The sequence below is a fragment of the Pseudoalteromonas sp. APC 3694 genome, from assembly GCF_030407565.1.
GTDB lineage: Bacteria > Pseudomonadota > Gammaproteobacteria > Enterobacterales > Alteromonadaceae > Pseudoalteromonas > Pseudoalteromonas tetraodonis.
Map to the genome: position 1 here is coordinate 20,186 of NZ_JASDDE010000014.1, position 19,237 is coordinate 39,422.

Annotated in this window: 19 protein-coding genes and 1 tRNA gene; 7 read left to right on the forward strand and 13 right to left on the reverse strand. The window is 40.7% G+C overall.

Annotation, left to right across the window (positions count from 1 at the left end; genetic code table 11):
- Positions 1 to 229 precede the first annotated feature (229 nt).
- The 5 genes from purH (at position 230) to QMA00_RS07240 (ending at position 7,519) form a co-directional block, all read left to right on the forward strand.
- On the forward strand, positions 230 to 1,816 hold the full coding sequence (gene purH / locus QMA00_RS07220) for a bifunctional phosphoribosylaminoimidazolecarboxamide formyltransferase/IMP cyclohydrolase (RefSeq protein ID WP_076921883.1): 1,587 nt from the start codon (positions 230 to 232) through the stop codon (positions 1,814 to 1,816).
- A gap of 109 nt (positions 1,817 to 1,925) precedes the next feature.
- The gene (locus QMA00_RS07225; protein WP_013465965.1) at positions 1,926 to 2,744 is read left to right on the forward strand and encodes a class I SAM-dependent methyltransferase; all 819 of its coding nucleotides are present in this window, start codon (positions 1,926 to 1,928) and stop codon (positions 2,742 to 2,744) included.
- Between the two features lie 14 nt (positions 2,745 to 2,758).
- On the forward strand, positions 2,759 to 4,045 hold the full coding sequence (purD, locus tag QMA00_RS07230) for a phosphoribosylamine--glycine ligase (protein WP_076921882.1): 1,287 nt from the start codon (positions 2,759 to 2,761) through the stop codon (positions 4,043 to 4,045).
- Between the two features lie 96 nt (positions 4,046 to 4,141).
- A complete protein-coding gene (locus QMA00_RS07235) occupies positions 4,142 to 6,682 on the forward strand; it encodes an EAL domain-containing protein (protein ID WP_290156639.1) in 2,541 nt (846 codons plus the stop codon).
- Positions 6,683 to 6,703: 21 nt separating this feature from the next.
- Entirely contained in the window at positions 6,704 to 7,519 is an 816-nt protein-coding gene (locus QMA00_RS07240) for a DUF2797 domain-containing protein (RefSeq protein ID WP_290156640.1), read from the forward strand.
- On the opposite strand, the gene QMA00_RS07245 is transcribed toward QMA00_RS07240, so the two are convergent.
- Entirely contained in the window at positions 7,492 to 10,020 is a 2,529-nt protein-coding gene (locus QMA00_RS07245) for an EAL domain-containing protein (RefSeq protein ID WP_290156641.1), read from the reverse strand. The two genes, QMA00_RS07240 and QMA00_RS07245, sit on opposite strands and share 28 nt — an antisense overlap.
- A gap of 77 nt (positions 10,021 to 10,097) precedes the next feature.
- Between QMA00_RS07245 and QMA00_RS07250 the strand changes: the two genes are divergently transcribed.
- The gene (locus tag QMA00_RS07250) at positions 10,098 to 10,397 is read left to right on the forward strand and encodes a DUF4144 family protein (RefSeq protein ID WP_024601707.1); all 300 of its coding nucleotides are present in this window, start codon (positions 10,098 to 10,100) and stop codon (positions 10,395 to 10,397) included.
- Here the strand turns inward: QMA00_RS07250 and QMA00_RS07255 are convergent.
- The 7 genes from QMA00_RS07255 to QMA00_RS07290 form a co-directional block, all read right to left on the reverse strand.
- The gene (locus QMA00_RS07255; RefSeq protein WP_024601706.1) at positions 10,377 to 11,300 is read right to left on the reverse strand and encodes a histone deacetylase family protein; all 924 of its coding nucleotides are present in this window, start codon (positions 11,298 to 11,300) and stop codon (positions 10,377 to 10,379) included. The two genes, QMA00_RS07250 and QMA00_RS07255, sit on opposite strands and share 21 nt — an antisense overlap.
- A 103-nt stretch (positions 11,301 to 11,403) precedes the next feature.
- The gene (locus QMA00_RS07260; RefSeq protein ID WP_290156643.1) at positions 11,404 to 12,945 is read right to left on the reverse strand and encodes a serine hydrolase; all 1,542 of its coding nucleotides are present in this window, start codon (positions 12,943 to 12,945) and stop codon (positions 11,404 to 11,406) included.
- Between the two features lie 27 nt (positions 12,946 to 12,972).
- Entirely contained in the window at positions 12,973 to 13,467 is a 495-nt protein-coding gene (locus QMA00_RS07265; RefSeq protein ID WP_036980263.1) for a gamma-glutamylcyclotransferase family protein, read from the reverse strand.
- Between the two features lie 12 nt (positions 13,468 to 13,479).
- The gene (locus QMA00_RS07270) at positions 13,480 to 14,106 is read right to left on the reverse strand and encodes a LysE family transporter (protein ID WP_290156645.1); all 627 of its coding nucleotides are present in this window, start codon (positions 14,104 to 14,106) and stop codon (positions 13,480 to 13,482) included.
- Between the two features lie 2 nt (positions 14,107 to 14,108).
- The gene (locus QMA00_RS07275; protein ID WP_290156647.1) at positions 14,109 to 14,891 is read right to left on the reverse strand and encodes a hypothetical protein; all 783 of its coding nucleotides are present in this window, start codon (positions 14,889 to 14,891) and stop codon (positions 14,109 to 14,111) included.
- A 3-nt stretch (positions 14,892 to 14,894) separates the two neighbouring features.
- Positions 14,895 to 15,365, reverse strand: coding sequence for a CreA family protein (locus tag QMA00_RS07280; protein WP_013465976.1), 471 nt, complete (start codon positions 15,363 to 15,365; stop codon positions 14,895 to 14,897).
- Positions 15,366 to 15,736: 371 nt separating this feature from the next.
- Positions 15,737 to 16,330 (reverse strand): hypothetical protein, encoded by a 594-nt coding sequence (locus QMA00_RS07290; protein ID WP_290156649.1) that lies wholly within the window; start codon positions 16,328 to 16,330, stop codon positions 15,737 to 15,739.
- Between the two features lie 192 nt (positions 16,331 to 16,522).
- On the opposite strand from QMA00_RS07290, the gene QMA00_RS07295 reads away from it, so the two are divergent.
- Positions 16,523 to 16,852: a 5-carboxymethyl-2-hydroxymuconate Delta-isomerase gene (locus tag QMA00_RS07295; protein WP_013465979.1), complete on the forward strand. Its 330-nt coding sequence runs from the start codon at positions 16,523 to 16,525 to the stop codon at positions 16,850 to 16,852.
- Between the two features lie 85 nt (positions 16,853 to 16,937).
- Here the strand turns inward: QMA00_RS07295 and QMA00_RS07300 are convergent, their stop codons facing one another.
- From QMA00_RS07300 to QMA00_RS07320, 5 genes are all read right to left on the reverse strand, one after another.
- Positions 16,938 to 17,441 carry a methyl-accepting chemotaxis protein gene (locus tag QMA00_RS07300; protein WP_248474240.1) on the reverse strand — a complete coding sequence of 168 codons (504 nt, stop codon included), beginning with the start codon at positions 17,439 to 17,441 and terminating at the stop codon, positions 16,938 to 16,940.
- A 16-nt stretch (positions 17,442 to 17,457) separates the two neighbouring features.
- Positions 17,458 to 17,757, reverse strand: a complete 300-nt coding sequence (locus tag QMA00_RS07305; RefSeq protein WP_254843648.1) for a hypothetical protein — start codon at positions 17,755 to 17,757, stop codon at positions 17,458 to 17,460.
- Positions 17,758 to 18,017: 260 nt separating this feature from the next.
- A tRNA-Ile gene (locus QMA00_RS07310) sits at positions 18,018 to 18,094 on the reverse strand.
- 278 nt (positions 18,095 to 18,372) lie between these two features.
- Complete coding sequence (locus QMA00_RS07315) at positions 18,373 to 18,531, reverse strand: YqaE/Pmp3 family membrane protein (RefSeq protein WP_008466367.1); 159 nt, start codon at positions 18,529 to 18,531, stop codon at positions 18,373 to 18,375.
- A 64-nt stretch (positions 18,532 to 18,595) separates the two neighbouring features.
- Positions 18,596 to 19,165: a BON domain-containing protein gene (locus tag QMA00_RS07320; protein WP_036980268.1), complete on the reverse strand. Its 570-nt coding sequence runs from the start codon at positions 19,163 to 19,165 to the stop codon at positions 18,596 to 18,598.
- Between the last annotated feature and the right edge of the window lie 72 nt (positions 19,166 to 19,237).

The window sequence follows — 19,237 nt, forward strand, 5'->3', positions numbered from 1 at the left end:
GTTATTGACTTATTTCTCTGTCGTTATAATTGCTTACTAATCCAATACAGCTGGTACAAAGTATTTTGAGTAAAAAGCACCTTAGGGTGCTTTTTTTTATTTGTAAAATTTATTAACGAAATTGCAAAATGCTCACGCTTTATGGGTCGTTATAAGTCGTTTTTTGAGTCGTAATCAGTTAAAATACGCGCTTCTAAGCTAGCTCATTAACTGAGGAAATCAAACTACAATGGATACACATCGTCCTATACGTCGCGCACTTTTGAGTGTGTCAGACAAAACCGGTATTGTTGAATTTGCCCGTGCACTAGAAGCACAAGGTGTTGAAATACTTTCAACTGGCGGCACGTGTAAACTACTTGCTGACAATGCAATTAAAGTTACCGAAGTATCAGATCACACCGGTCACCCTGAGATCATGGATGGTCGCGTAAAAACCCTACATCCAAAAATTCATGGCGGCATTCTTGCTCGTCGTGGCCAAGATGAAGACGTAATGGCAGATAACAATATCTCTGCTATCGACATCGTTGTAGTTAACTTATACCCCTTTGCGAATACTGTCGCTCAAGAAAACTGCAGCCTTGAAGATGCTATTGAAAACATCGATATTGGTGGCCCAACCATGGTACGTGCGGCAGCTAAAAATCACAAAGATGTGACGATCGTTGTTAACGCAAGCGACTACGACCGTGTTATTAGCGAAATGCAAAATAACAACGGCTCAACAACCTACAAAACACGCTTTGACTTAGCTATTGCAGCGTATGAGCATACAGCGCAGTACGATGGCATGATTGCTAACTACTTCGGTAAAATGGTTCCTGATTACACAGAAGAAGCCGCTGAAGATACTAAGTTCCCACGTACTATCAATATGCAATTCACTAAAAAACAAGATATGCGCTACGGTGAAAATTCGCATCAAGATGCCGCGTTTTATGTTGAGAACGACATCACTGAAGCGTCAGTGGCAACAGCGACTCAACTGCAAGGTAAAGCATTATCGTTTAACAATATTGCCGACACCGATGCTGCACTTGAGTGTGTAAAAGAATTTGATGTACCTGCGTGTGTTATTGTAAAACACGCTAACCCATGTGGTGTTTCAATTGGCGAAAATATCTTAGAAGCATACGAACGCGCCTTTAAAACTGACCCAACGTCAGCATTTGGCGGTATTATTGCTTTTAACCAAGAGCTTGATGCTAAGACTGCACAAGCGATTGTTGAACGTCAATTTGTTGAAGTTATTATTGCACCAAGCGTAAGCCCTGAAGCGGCTCAAATAGTCTCGGCTAAGCAAAACGTTCGCTTATTAGAGTGTGGTGAATTCTCAGCTAAAGGCACAGGTCACGACATTAAGCGTGTAAATGGCGGTGTACTTATTCAAGACCGTGATTTAGGCATGGTAACGCAAGGCGACTTAACGGTTGTCTCTAAGCGCCAACCTTCTGAGCAAGAGCTTAAAGATTTATTATTCTGCTGGAAAGTGGCTAAATTTGTTAAATCAAACGCCATTGTTTATGCCCGCGACGGTATGACTATAGGTGTAGGTGCAGGCCAAATGAGTCGCGTTTACTCAGCTAAAATTGCCGGTATTAAAGCCGCTGATGAAAGCCTTGAAGTAAAAGGCTCAGTGATGGCATCAGATGCATTCTTTCCATTCCGCGATGGTATTGATGCAGCTGCAGAGGCTGGCATTACTGCTGTTATCCAACCAGGTGGTTCAATGCGCGATGAAGAAGTGATTGCGGCCGCTGACGAGGCTGGAATGGCAATGGTGTTTACCGGTATGCGCCACTTCCGTCATTAATCGCATAAAGAGCTAACGGGTTCAGTTAGCTCTTTTTGTTTGCACCAAATTCACGTATTCTGCTTATTCTATAACCATGACTAACAATTATAATGTGAAGGATTAGACGATGAAATTTGCACTAAAATCTCTACTGGTTGCCACACTGTCATTAAGCTCAACAATGGCGTTGGCACATAACCATGGCCACGACTCAGCATTAACAAATGCAGTTAAAGCAAGCGAGCGTAGCAGTGAACGCGATCAATACCGCAACCCTGTAGAAACACTCGAATTTTTTGGCTTTAAACCATCTATGACCGTGGTAGAAATTGCCCCAGGTGGTGGTTGGTACAGTGAAATTTTAGCGCCAGCGCTGAAAGAGCAAGGCACCTATTATGCTGCGCACTTCCCTGCTGATTCATCGGTTGGTTATTACCAACGTTCTCTTGCTGGCTTTAAGGCTAAAATCGCTGAAGATGCCCGCTTTAGTCACGTTAAACTCACTGAGTTTGCCCCATCTACACATTTAGATATTGCTCCTGCGGCTAGCGCCGATATGGTACTGACTTTTCGTAATGTCCATAACTGGTACATGAGCAAAGATAAAGAAGCTGCAAGCAATGCGTTTAAGTCTTTTTACAAAGCACTTAAACCAGGCGGCACTTTAGGTGTGGTTGAACACCGCCTACCAGAAGAGCAAGATGATGAGATGCAAAAATCATCAGGTTATATGAAGCAAAGTGTGGTTATTGCACTTGCTGAACAAGCTGGTTTTGAACTTGAAGCAAAAAGCGATATTAATGCAAACCCTCTTGATACAGCCGATCACCCTAAAGGGGTATGGACCCTTCCACCGAGCCTTAGACTTGGCGAGCAAGATGCCGCTAAATATAAAGCCATAGGTGAAAGCGACCGTATGACGCTGAAATTTAAAAAACCGCTTTAAATAGGATATTCGCCATGAATGTATTAGTCATTGGCAGCGGCGGCCGCGAACACGCACTTGCGTTTAAGGCCGCTCAAAATACAAAAGTTAACACTGTTTATGTTGCTCCAGGTAATGCGGGCACAGCTCTTGAGCCAAAACTTGAGAACGTAGCAATTAACGTTGAAGACCTTGATGGACTGCTAAGCTTTGCACAACAAAATAATGTTGAGCTAACCATTGTTGGCCCTGAAGTACCGCTAGTATTAGGGGTTGTTGATAAGTTCCGTGAACACGGCTTAGCTATTTTCGGCCCAACCGCCGGTGCTGCCCAGCTTGAAGGGTCTAAATCGTTCACTAAAGACTTTTTAGCACGCCATGCTATTCCAACCGCTGATTACCAAACGTTTGAACAAATCGACCCTGCGCTTGCCTATTTAAAAGAAAAAGGCGCACCGATTGTTATTAAAGCCGATGGTTTAGCGGCTGGTAAAGGCGTTATTGTTGCTATGGACGAACGCGATGCTGAAGAGGCTATTCGCGATATGCTTGCGGGTAATGCCTTTGGTGACGCCGGTAGTCGTGTAGTCATTGAAGAGTTTTTAGAAGGTGAAGAAGCGTCGTTTATAGTCATGGTTGATGGTAAAAACGTACTGCCGTTTGCAACCAGCCAAGACCATAAACGCGCTTACAATGGCGATCAAGGTCCTAACACTGGCGGTATGGGTGCATACTCACCAGCGCCTGTAGTAACCGATGAAATTCATCAGCGCATTATGAACGAAGTGATCTACCCAACGGTAGAAGGTATGGCTAGCGAAGGCCATCCGTACACTGGCTTTTTGTATGCAGGCTTGATGATAGATGAGACAGGCACACCAAAGGTTATTGAATATAACTGTCGTTTTGGCGACCCTGAAACACAACCTATGATGCTACGCTTACAATCAGACTTAGTTGAATTGATTGAAGCTGCTAACCGTGTAGAGCTTGATAAAACCACCATTGAGTTTGATTCACGCGCTGCAGTAGGTGTTGTTTTAGCCGCTAAAGGCTACCCAGATAGCTACCCGAAAGGCGATGCGATTAGTGGCTTGAAAGTAACTTACCCTGAAGGCGAAAAAGTCTTCCATGCAGGGACTAAGCAAGACGGCGATAGCATAGTGACTGCCGGTGGTCGTGTACTGTGTGCTACTGCACTGGGTAATACAGTTACACAAGCGCAGCAGCGTGCCTATAAACTGGTTGATGAAATCAACTGGGATGGCATGGAATACCGTACTGACATTGCTTATCGCGCAATTGCTCGTGAACAATCATAACGATTGATAACTAACGAGTAAATTTTATAAAAGCGCAGATTATCTGCGCTTTTTACTGCTACACTATAAAAAAAGTAATCTGGACATAGATTAATATTGGAATTTAAAACCTTGCGCTACCATGCGGTAGCAGTTGTAATACTTATTTTTATCTTTTTTATTATCAGCACATTGGCAACAAACTTTGTGATGCCATCACGCTATACCATAGATAAAATAACCCCTGCTTACCTCGATCATGCTTATTACATAGACAAAAGCAAAACACAAAGTTTTGCAGAAGTAATGACCAAGCAGGCACTATTTACACAGCAAGAATTTAACGATATACCTTGGAGCTTTGAACAGCAAAATTATTGGTTACGCCTCGATTTAGAAAACAAAAGCAGCCAACAAGAAGATGTGGTTGCCCACTTTGATAACCCGATGGTAGATCATCTCACCATATATAGGCTCAATAGTAACAACCAACTACTCGACATTTATAAGCTTGGCGATAAAGAGCCACGTCTTACTTTATTTAAGTACAGCGTGCCCCACATTCGCTTTAACCTCGATGGCCAATCTACACAACGACTAATTATAAAAATAGATACCGTGGGGATCAGTAAAACCCCAATTCACTTGTATCGCCATAATGTATTTGTTGACTTAGTTCGCTCACAAACAGGCATTTGGGGAATTTTCACGGGTGTATTGTTAATGGCCTCACTATATAACCTATTACTCTATTTTGGCATTAAAGACCGCGTGTACTTAGTTTATATTGGCTACATTATTAGTGCTATAGCATTAATGGGCACCGTTCTGGGGTTTGGTTTTTATTTATGGCCGCTAGAATGGCAGTTGTTTATTCACGAAAAAATAATTGTCGTTAATTACACTATTGCGTTTTTCACTCTCGCTTTTTGCACCATGTTTTTGCGATATCATAAAGACCGTTGCTGGCGTTATAGATTAAGTGTTGGTTTACTCTGGCTAATGCTAGTGCTCGGTACATTAAGCTTTTTTATTCCCGAAAATATAGCTGCCCCCATATTTTTTGTAATTTTGGGATTACTTTATATCGTCTGCTTTATTTTAATTTATAACAAATTAAAAAGTGGCTTTAGATGGGCTAAGTTTTACGTATTTTCATGGGTGCCATTGATTATTGGTGCAGCCATTCAGCCTTTAGAGCTTACAGGCATTATCACTTATAGCTTTTCAATACGTCATGCTTTTTTAATGGCCATCTTATGTGAAATTGTCCTCATGGCCATGGCACTTGCCGATCGGGTTCGTTATCAGCGTGAGCGCGCTTTATATCATGCCACGCATACCCAGCAAACAAAACTGCTCAATAGCGCAAAGTTAAAGTATGCCTTTATGGCACTCAAAGCCCAGCAACGTTCCACCACTTTATGTTTGGTTAAAATACGTCATTTTAACTCGCTAAATACCATTATTACGCCCTCCCAAGGATATGAATTAATTAAGCATGTTGCGCACGAATTAGAATGCCAATTGAGCTTTGAGAGAGAATTTTTTAACTTAAGTAGTGGCATTAATCAACCCACTAAAATTGCTGATTTAGGTAGCGGTGTTTTTGCCTGTATCTCGACTAAAAACCAAAGCCCACACACGCTCGAAGAGTTATTAAAAAGGGTAGTAAATAAGTTACCAAAAACTTATCAAATCAAAGGGCTAGACTTACAACTCAATTACAGCGTGGGGATTAGTGCCTTTGGTAAACGTGATGACTTTGAATTTTGGTTGAAACGAGGCTACTTGGTATTACATAACGCTAAACATAGTCTAAGTAAAGTAAGCTCATCATCTGCGAACAGCAGTTTAGCTATGGACGTTGCGCTTGCTGCTAAGCTTCAACAAGCGATAAGAACAGATCAGCTCGCTCTGTTTTATCAACCACAAATTAATTTAAAAGATAACAGTGTCAATGGTGCCGAAGCTCTACTACGCTGGCCTAATACTGAGTTTAAAAACATTTCCATAGAAAAACTAATTCTACTTGCCGAACACACTGGTATTATTAATGAATTAACAATTTGGGTTATTGAACAAGCCTGTAAAGACATTGCAAAGCTGGCATCCGATGGCATAAGCAATCATAGTATTAGTATTAATTTAAGTGCAAAGAATCTAGCCATTACTAATTTGACCGAAAAAGTAGAGAATATTTTGATTAAGTATCAGGTTGCTCCTCACTTATTAAAGTTTGAACTGACTGAGTCTGCTTTTGTCGAAAATCAAGATGCATTAGTCACCTTAGTTGATGAGCTTGCTACTTTGGGCGTTAAAGTAGTACTAGACGACTTTGGCACTGGTTATTCATCGCTTAGCTACTTGGTTAACTATCACTTTAGCGAACTTAAAGTAGATAAGTCATTCGTGTTTGATTTAACTGATAACCGTGCGCATCAGGTTATTGTGCAAACAGCCATAGATATGGCACATAACTTAGGCCTTACTATCACGATTGAGGGCGTAGAAACTCAAGAAGTTCACCAGCTGCTCAACACTATGAAAGCCGACCGTACCCAAGGCTACTTGTACGCAAAAGCACTCTCTTATGATAATTATTTAGACTTCTTGAACAGCCAATACCGTCTAAAAATGTTAAGCTTCCCTTTTTAACATCTTTGGGGCCAAGTAAAGATGCAAGGTACACTGCGTAAATTAAAGTCGAGCTTAACAGAGCCGGTTCAATACCACCTACCTATAGGTGATGAACTGGTTGATTTAAATGCCTTAATTGGCAAACAGCTGACCCTTACTTTTAGTGGCACAATTTTGTGCTCTAACTGTGGTAAAAAAACCAAAAAGAGCTATTCTCAAGGGCATTGCTTTGTATGTATGCGCAAGCTTGCAAGTTGCGACATGTGTATCATGAAACCTGAAACCTGCCATTACGATCAAGGCACCTGTCGCGAGCCACAGTGGGGTGAAGAAAATTGCATGATCCCGCATTATGTGTATCTAGCTAATACATCAGGGTTAAAAGTAGGCATTACTCGCTACACACAAATACCTACCCGTTGGATTGACCAAGGGGCAACCCAAGCATTACCTATTTTTAAAGTACAAACTCGTTTACAGTCGGGCTTAGTGGAAGTGGCGCTCGCGCAGTTTATTGCTGATAAAACCAATTGGCGCAATATGCTCAAAGGACAAAACGACGTTCTTGATTTAAAAGCAGCGGCTGCTGAGCTTATTCCACAAATTAGCGAAAAACTAACCGAGCTGAGTGAATTATTTGGCGCAACCGCTATTGAACAGCTTGACCAAGACGTTGTGCATCTTGATTTTCCAGTTAGTGAATACCCAACTAAAATTAGCTCATTTAACTTTGATAAAAACCCTGTTGTTAGCGGTATTTTACAAGGTATAAAAGGTCAGTACTTAATTTTTGATACCGGTGTGATTAATATTCGAAAATTCACCTCTTATGAAGTGAGCGTAGACTCAGAATAACCTTTTGCTGCTTGGTTATAAAATGCTATCCATTGCTGTCGTGTTAATGGATAGCAATAATGGTAACCCTGAATAATATTGCAGCCTATTGTTGCTAAGTGTGCCTCTTGCGAGGCATGCTCAACTCCCTCAGCAACCACATCTAACCCTAAACTTGTCGCCATGGCTATAATAGCCGCTACAATTTGGCTATTGCCGTATTCATCAGGAATTTTAGCAATAAAACTGGCATCAATTTTTAACGTGTTAAAGGGCAGTTTAGTTAAATAGCTTAATGCCGAATACCCCGTGCCAAAATCATCAAGCGCAATATGTACACCTAACGTTTTAAGCTGTTGTAACTGTTCTTTTGCCTGTGAAAAAGAACCTATAAAGCTACTTTCGGTCAGCTCTATTTCAAGTAAACTCCCAGGTAATTGATAGCGAGTAAGCATGGCCTTAATGTTATCAGCTAGCTTACCTTGGCTTAGGTGGCAAGCAGATACATTAATCGCTAAACGTCCGGGATTCATTCCTTGTGCTTGCCAAAGAGTTAACTCCTTACCGGCTTGGTTTATAACCCATAAATCGAGACGAACAACTAAACCTAACTCTTCAGCAAGCGGGATAAACTGCGCTGGTGAAATAGTGCCTAAATCAGGGTCTTTCCAACGCAGTAGTGCTTCAGCCCCCATAATCGCCCCTGTTTTTAAACACTGTTTAGGCTGAAAATGAAGCTCAAACTCATCATTTTCAAGCGCATGTTGAAAGCGGCTCATCATCGCTAAGCGCTCAAGGGAGCGGGCATTCATTGAGGGTTGAAACAACTGAAACGAATTACGCCCCACATCTTTTGAGCGATACATGGCAATATCAGCATGCTTTAATAATGTTTCACTGTCTAAGCCATCATCTGGATAAACCGCTGCACCTATAGAGGCGGTAACACCCACTTCAAATCCTTCCAATTTAAAGGGGGTATTTAAGTGATTTAAAATACCCTCTGCAAGTCTGATAACAGCTGCTACGCTTTCAACCTCACACAAAACAATAAACTCATCTCCCCCTAATCGTGCCAGTGTATCCCCCTCATTAAGGGTGTTAATAATGCGCTCAGAGACTAATTTTAATAAGGTATCACCGGCGTTATGGCCCAAGCTGTCATTTACCTCTTTAAAACGGTCAAGGTCAATAAACATTACCGCTAGCATTTGTTTATCTCTGTGAGCAGAGGCTAGGGCCATAGAGAGCCTATCGTTAAATAAGCGCCGATTAGGTAAACCGGTTAGTTCATCAAAATATGCTAGCTGCACTACTTTTTCTTCTGCACTCTTTCGCTCTGTTATGTCACTAAAAATAGCGGCATAAGTAACATCACTATGACTTGGCTCTTTTATTTCTATAATACTGAGCCACTCAATATAAATATCGCCAGATTTTTTACGATTATGAATTTCCCCCTGCCATACCCCTGTTTTGGTCAGTGAATCCCACATTTTTATGTAAAAGTTTTTATCATGACGCCCTGAACTCAACATATTGGGTCGCTTACCTATCACCTCATATTCTTTGTAACCGGTTAGATGAGTAAATGCAGGGTTTACTTGCATAATCACTCCATTCGAGTCGGTGATCATGATGCCATCTAGGGAGGAGTCGATAATTTTATTGGCTAAAAATAAGTTACGCTGCGAATGCTGCAATGCAATGTCACGCTGCTGAAGTACTTTTTCAAGCTCACAACAATAAGCCGTTTCAATTTCATTAATTAAGTTTTCAAGCGATAATACACCGTTAATTTGATTATTTTCGCTTACTACTAAATGTCGAATGTTACTTTCAGACATCAACCTGTAAGCATCAAAAAGGCTGTCTTGGGGGCTTATCTGATAAAGGGGGCGACTGGCTAAATCCCAACAAACAAGATGATTGTGCTGCTCGGTGATGAGCTTTAGTAAATCGCGCTGGGTAATAATGCCATGAACATTTTCATCCTCATTAAACACCAAAATCACTTTCTCTGCATATTCACGCATCATGCTCACCGCGTCATTGATTGCCAATGAACTCGGTACTATCCGTATGTTTTTATTATATTGATCATTAATAGGTCTAAATTGTAAGTAATGCTCTAGCCCTTGATTGTTTACAATATCTGTAATGCTGATCACGCCGCTGGGAATGTCATTTGTATCAGTGACCAACAAATGCCTTACACCCTGCTTATTAAACACCATGGCCGTCTCGGTTAATAATTGTTGGCTGGGCACACTTAGTACAGGGCTCGACATAACGCTTTCAATCGCTAACTGCCTAAGTGAGTGATTAGAAAAGTTAAGTGTTAAACAATCGGTTTCAGTCCATACGCCTATTATTTGTTGCTGTTGTTTTACAAAAATAGCGCTAACATTGTGCGCTCGCATTAGTTTCACCGCTTCAATTAAAGGGGTATCCTTAGCGCAGGCGATCACCTTATTGGTAAAAACATCGCATACTTTTTGATAGCGGCTAGTGTGAGGCATTGCTTCTACTTCCAAAATTAAACCAATTAATGATTATAAATTATTCAGTAAAAAAACAATTTGATTTAGGACAATAGATGAGCATCAGTTACCCACAAATTATTATTTATAATAATGAAATTGAGCTAATAGAGCACGCCAATGATTTACACGACTTTATTTACACTATGGAAGCAAGTGAACAGCAAAAAGTCATTATTTTAGATAAGGTTAGTGGCTATCAAAGCTTAAGCGGCCATTCGCTCACGGCGCTCAGTGCAAGCCAATTAGCAGAGCTAGTAAAAGAATATTTAGCAAAAGAAGGGCAATGCTGCTTAAGTAAAATAGAGCAGCTCACACCAAGCCAAGCGTTTGCGTTACTCGCCGAAATCAACTAACGCTTTAACGTGTGCAATCGCGCTGCGCCCGAGGGCCGACAGTGAGTACCCTCCCTCTAAATAAGAAATAATACCTAAACAATGATGCTGTTGGCTAAATTGCGCTAACTGCTCAGTAAGCCATATATAATCACTTTCAACAAACTTAAGACTGGCCATGTCATCTTCTAAATGTGCGTCAAATCCCGCGCTTATAAAAAGTAGCTCAGGCTTAAATTCTGTTAATTTTGGTAGCCATTGTTGCTCATAAAGTGCTTTTAAATCAGCACCATCACTAGCTATCGGTAAAGGTGAATTTACCAGTGTGGCATTATTTTTAATGGCGGTATTAGGATAAAATGGATATTGAAATAACGAGCACAGCAACACATTTTCATCATCCATAAAAATATCTTGAGTACCATTGCCATGGTGTACGTCAAAATCAACAATGGCAATGCGTTTTACCCCTTTGCTTTGTGCATATTTAACTGCAATCGCAAGGTTATTAAACACACAAAAACCAGAAGAGCTATCTCGGTTAGCGTGATGCCCTGGCGGGCGTACTGAACAAAACGCAGCGTCTAACTTACCCTCTAAAATCTCATCAACAGCGAGTAAGCCTGCTCCGACTGCACGCTCAATGGCCTTTAAAGAGTCGGGGCATAACCACGTATCTCCATCTAGATCGCTGAGCCCCTCAGTGGGGATCATGTCTTCTACATGCTTAATATGCTGCTCACTGTGCGCCAATAAATAATGTTCGCGCAGTGCTTTAGGGGCTTGTTTTTGCTCTATAGCCACATCCAGTCCACTAGCAAGTAAACGGTCATTAATCGCATCTAAACGCTCAGGGCACTCTGGATGATCTTCTATCATTTTATGTTTACGACAGTGAGGATGAGAAATAATCGCAGTGCGCATAGCTAACTCCAAAAATAAGTTGCTTAACGAGTATAACAAAGCCACCTTGTGGTGGCTTTGCGACTTTGGTTGATACTAAACGACTCTTTAACCAAAGTTATGGTTATTTAGCTTTTAAGTCGAGGTTTCTAAAATCAAAGCTAAAGTCGGTTACCTGCGTTGAAACTGCATTCATTTTCGCTGATTCTACGCGGTTATCGGCGCTCATAGAAAAGCGAATAAAGGCATCTGCCTCTAATAACTTTTCATCCCACTTAACAATAAAGGTATTGCCTGTGTAATGCTCCAGTTCACCTTTAAGGCGTTTTGTATGGGTAAAATCAATACGTAATTTACCATCCAGCTCTTCAACGATTACATCGCCATACCACTCATCATGCAATGTACCGGTGTAGTTTATATTAGGTAATTGCGGTTGAGTGTCTATTGGCGCTTTTGGTGCGGCATTAGCATAGGCTTTTTCTTTTCCTGCAAAATGTTTTTTAGCTAACTCTTCAACCCAATCTTTATCTTCAAGCTCGAGTACATCTTCAAGTACTTCATGGGTCACCGCCGATAATGCAGAAAATGCTTGTTGGTTGCTTAATATCACAATCCCCACGTTTTTTTCTGGCAGTAAAGTCACCTGCGATACCATACCTAAAATGCCGCCACCATGTGCCAGCTTTTTAACGCCGTGGTAATCTTCTATACTCCAACCTAATCCATAACCTCTAAATTGCTGATGATACGCTTCATAGGCACTTTTAGATGCCATTGATGTAATATGTGGATGCCACATTTGTGCTTGCTGCTTTTCACTAAATAGCTGCTCGCCATTAGGCATTTTGCCACCCGCAAGTTGAGTACGGAGCCATTGGCTCATATCATTTACGCTTGATGCAATGGCGCCTGCCCCTCGAAAGTCTTCAAGGTAATTAACAAAAAAAGGATGCAATTTGCCATCCATTGGGATGTGTCCAATCGCCCAGTTTTTGTTATTTTTTGCGATACGCGAAAAGCCAGCGCGCGAGTTAGTCATGTTAAGTGGCTGTAGAATATTTTTTTCAATGTAGTCGTTCCAGCTCATACCCGATATACGCGCAACAACTTCACCAGCGGTAACAAACATTAGGTTGTTGTAAGCATATTGGCTACGAAAACTGCTCGCGGGTTTTAAATATTTCAGCCCAGATAAAATATCGGCTACCGATTTATCGGTACTTGGCCAAATCATTAAATCGCCTTGACCAAGCCCTAAACCGCTACGATGACTAAGTAAATCGCGTATGCGCATTTCACGAGTAACGTAAGAGTCGTACAATCTAAACTCAGGAAGATGGTCAATTACGCGGTCATCCCAGCTTAACTTACCTTCATCCACCAGCTTAGCCAATGCTGCACTGGTAAATGCCTTGGTATTTGAAGCAATGCCAAATAAAGTGTCTTTATTCACCTTGCTATTCGTATCAAGGTTGGCAACACCAAAGCCTTTAGCGAATACGACTTTGTCATTTTCAACAATGGCAACGGCCATTCCGGGTACATCAAAACGTGTCATTGAGGCGTTGATCACCTCTGAAATTTTATCGGTATCAACCGCTGCAGAGCTCGTAAATGCCCAGCCAGCCAATAATGCGGCTGTGGCTAATTTTTTCAGTTTCATAGTGTTACCTTAGGTTATTATTTTTGTTTAGTCTTGATGAACCGCAAATTCTATTTCGGCGCGCGCTTTATTAGTATCTTGCTTACTCGGGTAAGCTAAAATGCGTTGACTGTAGTGTTCGGGTACGCCCGCCTCAAGTGCGCCGCGGTATACATGCTGCACGTACCAATCATAAGGTAGCAGTGTGTCGTCATGTGTGTTTGCGATGTAGCAGTGTACATTAATGTCACCGTCATCTAGAAGGCTCACGGTTAAATCAACACAGTCGTAATTAGGGCCTTCAATTTTATCTAAGATCTCTTTTTCGGCTTCATTAAGCTGATACACCACCCCATATACCACAGCATCGGGTTCATTGGTGGGCACAATAGTGCATTTACCTGAACCATCTGAAAAGGCCATATTAAAGGTTAACTTATAGCCCTTTAAAAGTGCCGTACCCACACGTTTTGCATTAGGTAAACGTGCCAATAAACGATTAGATGACATATTAGAGCCAAACGAAAAATTATATAACGCCATACTATTCCTTCTTTAAATAACAACTCGCACAGCCAGTGCGATTAAAATAATGCCAATGCCGCGGTCGAACCAATAACCACTTTGCTGAAAAAAATCACGTACACGCGCTTTTGATAACAATAGCGACAAAATAGAAAACCAAGCCCAGGTAGCAAGCGCCATATAAACGCCGTATCCCATTTGTATTATTACCGGCGTAGTTGGGCTAATCACTAAGGTAAACAACGACATAAAAAATAACGTAGCCTTAGGGTTAAGTGCATTGGTAAAAAAGCCACGTCGAAACGCGCGCCATGGTGACTCAGCTGCAAGGCTGGGTTTTGCAGCCGGTTCTGATGAGGTATTTGTAGGTTTAGCAGCGCGCAGTGCCTGCACGCCTAAATACGCTAAATACGCGCCCGCTATATATTTAAGCGCCATAAACAACGCAGGTGATTGAGTTAACACCAGCGCAACTCCCAATATACAATAGGCTATGTGTAATAAAATAGCCACACCAACACCGGCACTTGTCCATAACGCATTGCGCCTGCCGTGTTGTACACTTTGTTTAAGGACTACCGCAAAGTCGGGCCCAGGGCTTGCCACCGCAAAAAAATGAGCCACTGCAATTAATAAAAATTCATCGATATAGTTCATACTTAACTGGCTTGCTCTGGCGAAAAAGCCAATAATAATGGGTTAGCCGATTGATTAATCAAGGCTTTTATTTCTTTTTGCGCTTTTTTAAATTGGCCTCGTAAATGCGGTTTTAAATGTTTTTTGGAGTGTTTATCTTGCTTAAAGTAGCTCACTAACGCATGCATAAATACGGTATGCGTTTCACTGAGCGTCGCTTCGCGATTTGCATACGGGTTATAACATGAGCCACAGCCACCTTTAAACTGGTACACGGTATTGCTCATCATTACCCCAAAGCCTAAAAAACACGCTAAAGCATCAGTGGCTTGCGGTAAATACTCTTTACCACCTGGGGGTAATACCCCTACGTGATGAATTAATATGGTGGCAAGCGTACCGGCAAAACTCGCCACTAAATCTTGCGGTTGATTAATTTGATTAGGGTTAAACGACACATTAATAGTATGACTGGCTGGTACTATTAAATGACACTCTTCGCCACGTAAATGCTGACTAAATTCAAAGTGTGGAAACACCTGTGGTTGTAATTGTTGCGGTGCAACCAAGGTTACTGGCCATTCATTCATACCAGCGTATTGCTTAACACGCGCAAACACTTTGCTGGCCATTTCCTCAATACTTGAAACCGAGTCAGGAAAAAACTCAACCGTTGGTAAAATAACTTGGCTGTGTTTGGTAAAAAAATCCAAATCAAAGTTTTCTGCTGCCCAAATAAAGGTATCAATCAGCCATTGTTGTTCTTGTTCTGCCAATAAGGGCTTTGATTTAAATAGAGCTAACATAAACTACTCTTGCCCCTTCGCCCATTGCCATGCTTGTGTATTGTATAAAGGCACCGTAGAGAGCGCATGATGATGACTGCCCGTAGACTCTTTCGTTGAGTATGATAAATATAATAATGTATGGGTTTTAGCATCATAAATACGGCGCACTTTTAATGACTTAAACAAAATACTCTTAGATGATTTAAACACGACTTCACCGGATTTACTGCGGTCGATAGACTGTAATTGGTCTGGCGTTATTGGCCCCGTTTGACGACAGGCAATCGACATATCTGAGGGGTCTGAAAAATCTAAATTCGCCTCAATATGGCTAATATGACAGGTTACACCGGTCACTAGCGGGTCTTGCTGTGAATTAACCACCACATCTTTAGTGGTAAATAGCCCAAGACTTACTGAAGCAACATCATCAGAGCACCCTGCAAGCCCTGCTAAGCATACAATTAAACCACCCATTTTGAGATACTTCATAGCAAGTCCTTCGTTCATATTAAAAATTAAGTTACGCCTTATACTAAACGCTTTCACCGCGATAAAACAAATTTTATCCACCAACTCAATACTGTAATGGTTTAAAGGGTATCTCGCAGCAAGATACACAATAAAAAAGGCGCGCCCGAGGGAGTGCCTTTGCAAACAAATACAGCTAAAGGTTATTAAAAGCTATATTGTGCACCTAGATAAACATAACGACCGGCACCGCCGCCGTAGCCACTATAAAAGTTACCACGACCACTTGGGTAAAATGCCCCTTTGTCGTCAAATACATTGTTAATACCGCCAAATACACGTAAGTCACTTTTATCAGTCAGTGCCAGAGTGTAAGACGCTGATAAACTATGCTATAAAAATGAGCCATAATCTTGATACGCAAGTGGCTCTGGGTTTGCAATACAACCGGCATCGCCCGCAGCACAGCGCTCATCGTTTGCAGCAACATACTCAAGGTAGTCTTTCTCATCTTCTTGGCTTGCTTTAAACGCGCCTACGTAATTTGTACGCCAGCGGATACGTAAATCATCCATTTTCCATACAATCGACATAGCGGCTTTATCTTTTGAGCGCCCATAACCTGCATACTGTGAAGTAACACTGTTACCAACTAACCCTTCATAGGTTTGCGAGTTTTCAATAATGTGATTGTAATAAAGCTTAAATAACAAGTTGCCATAGCTGCCGATGTCATATTTGTAAGTTGCAACGACATCGTAACCGCGCGCAGTTAACTCATCCAAGTTATGTTCACGCTGTAGAGTTTTTACAATGTTACCTTCGTCGTTACGGGTAATATCGCTACAGTATTCGTTATCACTGCCCCACGCAGCCTCTGAGTCATAACATTCGCGCATGATGTTTTCGTTACTTATTTCATCAATTGCAATTACAAATACCAACTGGCTTGTGTGCTCTTCGTATAAGTCACCACAAATTGACATAAAACGTATCAACCAAAAATATTTGCCATAATAAATCTAAAATTAAACACGCTACAGGTCTTGTAATTGCTTAAATAGTTTATTGCTAAAAATATGTTCAAGCCACATTTTTAAAAATTAAGCGTTATGGGGTTAGCGTGTACAAACCCGTTTGGTATAATTAAATGAACCAATCTAAAGAGGATACGTTAAATGCCACACATTATTATTGAACACTCAGAAGATCTGCCTTTACTACCTCAAGTTCTTGTGGAAAAAATCCATACAACAACGTTTGAAAGTGGCTTATTTGATTTAGAAACAATAAAGACTCGCGCTATTGCTTATCAGCATTATCAGTTAGGTGTGGGTAAAGAAGGGTTTATTCATATTGCGGTGCATATTATGGCTGGGCGTTCCATTGAGCAAAAGCAACTACTAAGTGAGCAATTACTAGCCTGCTTGCAAACGTATTGCAGAGCCTCTGACAGTTTAAGCGTAAATATTTACGAAATGGATCACGAGATTTACCGTAAAAACTAACCGCTATTACAACATCATAGTTATAGGCGAGAGCGCTATAACTATGATGGTTTCCTCGCTCAACTGATTTTTAATTAAATCGTGTTTAAAGCGTAAACTTACCCAGTAAATCCCTTAAAATATTCGATTCTTTATTTAAACCATTACAAAGCTGCTCTGACTTTTTCATATTTTCTTTGGTTTGCTCTGCCGAATCGGAAATCATCACAATATTTTGGCTAATTTCTGAGGTTGCTAGTGTTTGCTCTCGCGTTGCAGTAGCCACTGAGTTGTTTAACTCGCTTAGTAGTACAATTTCCTGTGAAATACCATTTAATGTATGGCCGGTTTCTTTTAAGCGCTCGGCATTTTCTAGGGTGTTTTTGCTGCCCAATTCAATCGCTGTTACCGTGCTTGACGCTTTAGCATTTAACGAATCAATCATCTCATTAATTTGCTCCGTAGACTCCGCGGTACGTTGCGCAAGCGTTCTTACTTCGTCAGCAACTACCGCAAAGCCACGGCCCTGCTCACCCGCTCTAGCAGCCTCAATAGCCGCATTTAACGCCAATAAATTAGTTTGCTCGGAAATCCCTTTAATTACATCCAATACATGAGAGATTGATTTAATCTTTTATATGTTTGAGGTAATCAATAAATTTACCTCGGCTTTGCGCATCTTCATTATTATTCATCCATTGCTGCACAAATAAGTTTTGCGCTATTTCTTTGCCTACAACAATAGGTGTAGAAAGTTCCAGCTCTATTTGGCTTTTAACTTCACTAAGCGCAGTCGGTAAATCTACTTTTGCTAGTTTTTCTTCTGTATTTGAGCGAATACTATTGGAAAAGATGAGAGTAGATATTGCTAAAGGAGCAGCAACAGCCAGAATAAGGCTGAGGTATACTTTTCGTTTTAATAACATAGAACACCTAAGGAATAACTAAGCAGTATTTTATATACTGCACACAATTAACAGTAGCGACATTAAAGGGCATAAAGTAAAGATTTTTATAATAAAGCCCCATAACACTTTAATAGTAGATTCAACTGTGTTTATTACAATGTATTCAATAAAATTAATACAGAAATCAGTGCACTGGTGAAAAATACAATAGAAATAACAAAAGCGAATTTTATAAACTAAGAAAATGAGTTTTTATGTACTTGGAAAGCGTGTAAAAGTGGTGGCCCCTCCCAGACTCGAACTGGGGACCTAACGATTATGAGTCGTGTGCTCTAACCAACTGAGCTAAGGGGCCATCTTTGTATAACTGTAAGCAGTTAATTTTTTGAAGCGTTTAGCCACAGAGCGACTAAAGCGGGTTGCAGTATAAAAAGTTTTTAGGGGCTTGTCACTAGCAAAAAGCTTTATTTTAACAATCAAAGGGCTAACTGCTCAAATTGTAAGCTTTTAGATTTATTGATGGTGACGTTGAGGAAACGAACTCATTAAATAATAGTAGTCTGAGTAACTAATACACATACCTTACGATGACAATTAGCAACTCAGTATTAAATGTATTACTGCGATAGGGTGTTATTTTTTGGCGATAATATAAATCGCATGAATTAATCCAGGGAAATAGCCGAGTAAGGTTAGCAAAATATTTAACCAAAAATGCATCCCTAGTCCTACCTGTAAAAACACACCCAGTGGTGGTAATAAAATAGAAAAAATAATTCTAATGATATCCATAATTTAATCCTTATAATGTTAGCAAAGCAAAAAGCCCAGCAGGGCTGGGCTTTAGTATAGTGTATTATTCTGCAATAACAGTTAATTCATCCACTACCTTGCGAACATCTTCAGCGTTTTTAGCAATTTCCATCGCTAATTGCTTTTCAGCATCAGACTCAACTGTACCTTTTAGAGTTACCACACCATTATCGGTATCAACATCAATGTCTGTACCACCTACTTCAGAATCAAATAAGTAACGTGTTGTAATCACTGTAGTGATTTTAGCATCTGTTAAATCACTTTCAGTGTCGTTACCCATCATTTTAGAATCATGCTTCTTCATGTCGGTGTTTTTTACCACAGTTAGACTGTTTTCAACGTCAGTTACACCATCTAGGCTTAGCACGAGTTCTTCAGCAAGCTCTTTATCTAATTCGCTGTTTACTTTACCTGTTAGCATTACCTTGCCGTTTTTTACGTCCGTGTTGATATCAAAGTTATTTAGATTGGTGTTCATAAGCAATACTGTTTCTGCTTTCCCATCAATCCAAGCATCTTTGCTTTCGTTTTCCCAACTGCTTGCCTGAGCGCCCATTGCGGTTGTTCCTAATACTAGGGCTGCAATCATAGACTTATTAAATGTTTTCATAATCGTTCTCCTTTTGATTAAAGACACTTAAGCTAATGCGAGCATCGGGCCAACATTTTTTAACCTTTAATT

Coding starts and splice junctions, on each gene's coding strand:
- QMA00_RS07255 (WP_024601706.1), bottom strand. CDS start 11,300: ATGCGCACTGCGATTATTTCTCATCCTCACTGTCGTAAACATAAAATG.
- QMA00_RS07225 (WP_013465965.1), top strand. CDS start 1,926: ATGAAATTTGCACTAAAATCTCTACTGGTTGCCACACTGTCATTAAGC.
- QMA00_RS07290 (WP_290156649.1), bottom strand. CDS start 16,330: ATGTCAATTTGTGGTGACTTATACGAAGAGCACACAAGCCAGTTGGTA.
- QMA00_RS07280 (WP_013465976.1), bottom strand. CDS start 15,365: ATGAAGTATCTCAAAATGGGTGGTTTAATTGTATGCTTAGCAGGGCTT.
- QMA00_RS07295 (WP_013465979.1), top strand. CDS start 16,523: ATGCCACACATTATTATTGAACACTCAGAAGATCTGCCTTTACTACCT.
- QMA00_RS07305 (WP_254843648.1), bottom strand. CDS start 17,757: ATGTTATTAAAACGAAAAGTATACCTCAGCCTTATTCTGGCTGTTGCT.
- QMA00_RS07270 (WP_290156645.1), bottom strand. CDS start 14,106: ATGAACTATATCGATGAATTTTTATTAATTGCAGTGGCTCATTTTTTT.
- QMA00_RS07275 (WP_290156647.1), bottom strand. CDS start 14,891: ATGTTAGCTCTATTTAAATCAAAGCCCTTATTGGCAGAACAAGAACAA.
- QMA00_RS07245 (WP_290156641.1), bottom strand. CDS start 10,020: ATGCCTCACACTAGCCGCTATCAAAAAGTATGCGATGTTTTTACCAAT.
- purH (WP_076921883.1), top strand. CDS start 230: ATGGATACACATCGTCCTATACGTCGCGCACTTTTGAGTGTGTCAGAC.
- QMA00_RS07320 (WP_036980268.1), bottom strand. CDS start 19,165: ATGAAAACATTTAATAAGTCTATGATTGCAGCCCTAGTATTAGGAACA.
- QMA00_RS07315 (WP_008466367.1), bottom strand. CDS start 18,531: ATGGATATCATTAGAATTATTTTTTCTATTTTATTACCACCACTGGGT.
- QMA00_RS07250 (WP_024601707.1), top strand. CDS start 10,098: ATGAGCATCAGTTACCCACAAATTATTATTTATAATAATGAAATTGAG.
- QMA00_RS07240 (WP_290156640.1), top strand. CDS start 6,704: ATGCAAGGTACACTGCGTAAATTAAAGTCGAGCTTAACAGAGCCGGTT.
- QMA00_RS07265 (WP_036980263.1), bottom strand. CDS start 13,467: ATGGCGTTATATAATTTTTCGTTTGGCTCTAATATGTCATCTAATCGT.
- QMA00_RS07260 (WP_290156643.1), bottom strand. CDS start 12,945: ATGAAACTGAAAAAATTAGCCACAGCCGCATTATTGGCTGGCTGGGCA.
- purD (WP_076921882.1), top strand. CDS start 2,759: ATGAATGTATTAGTCATTGGCAGCGGCGGCCGCGAACACGCACTTGCG.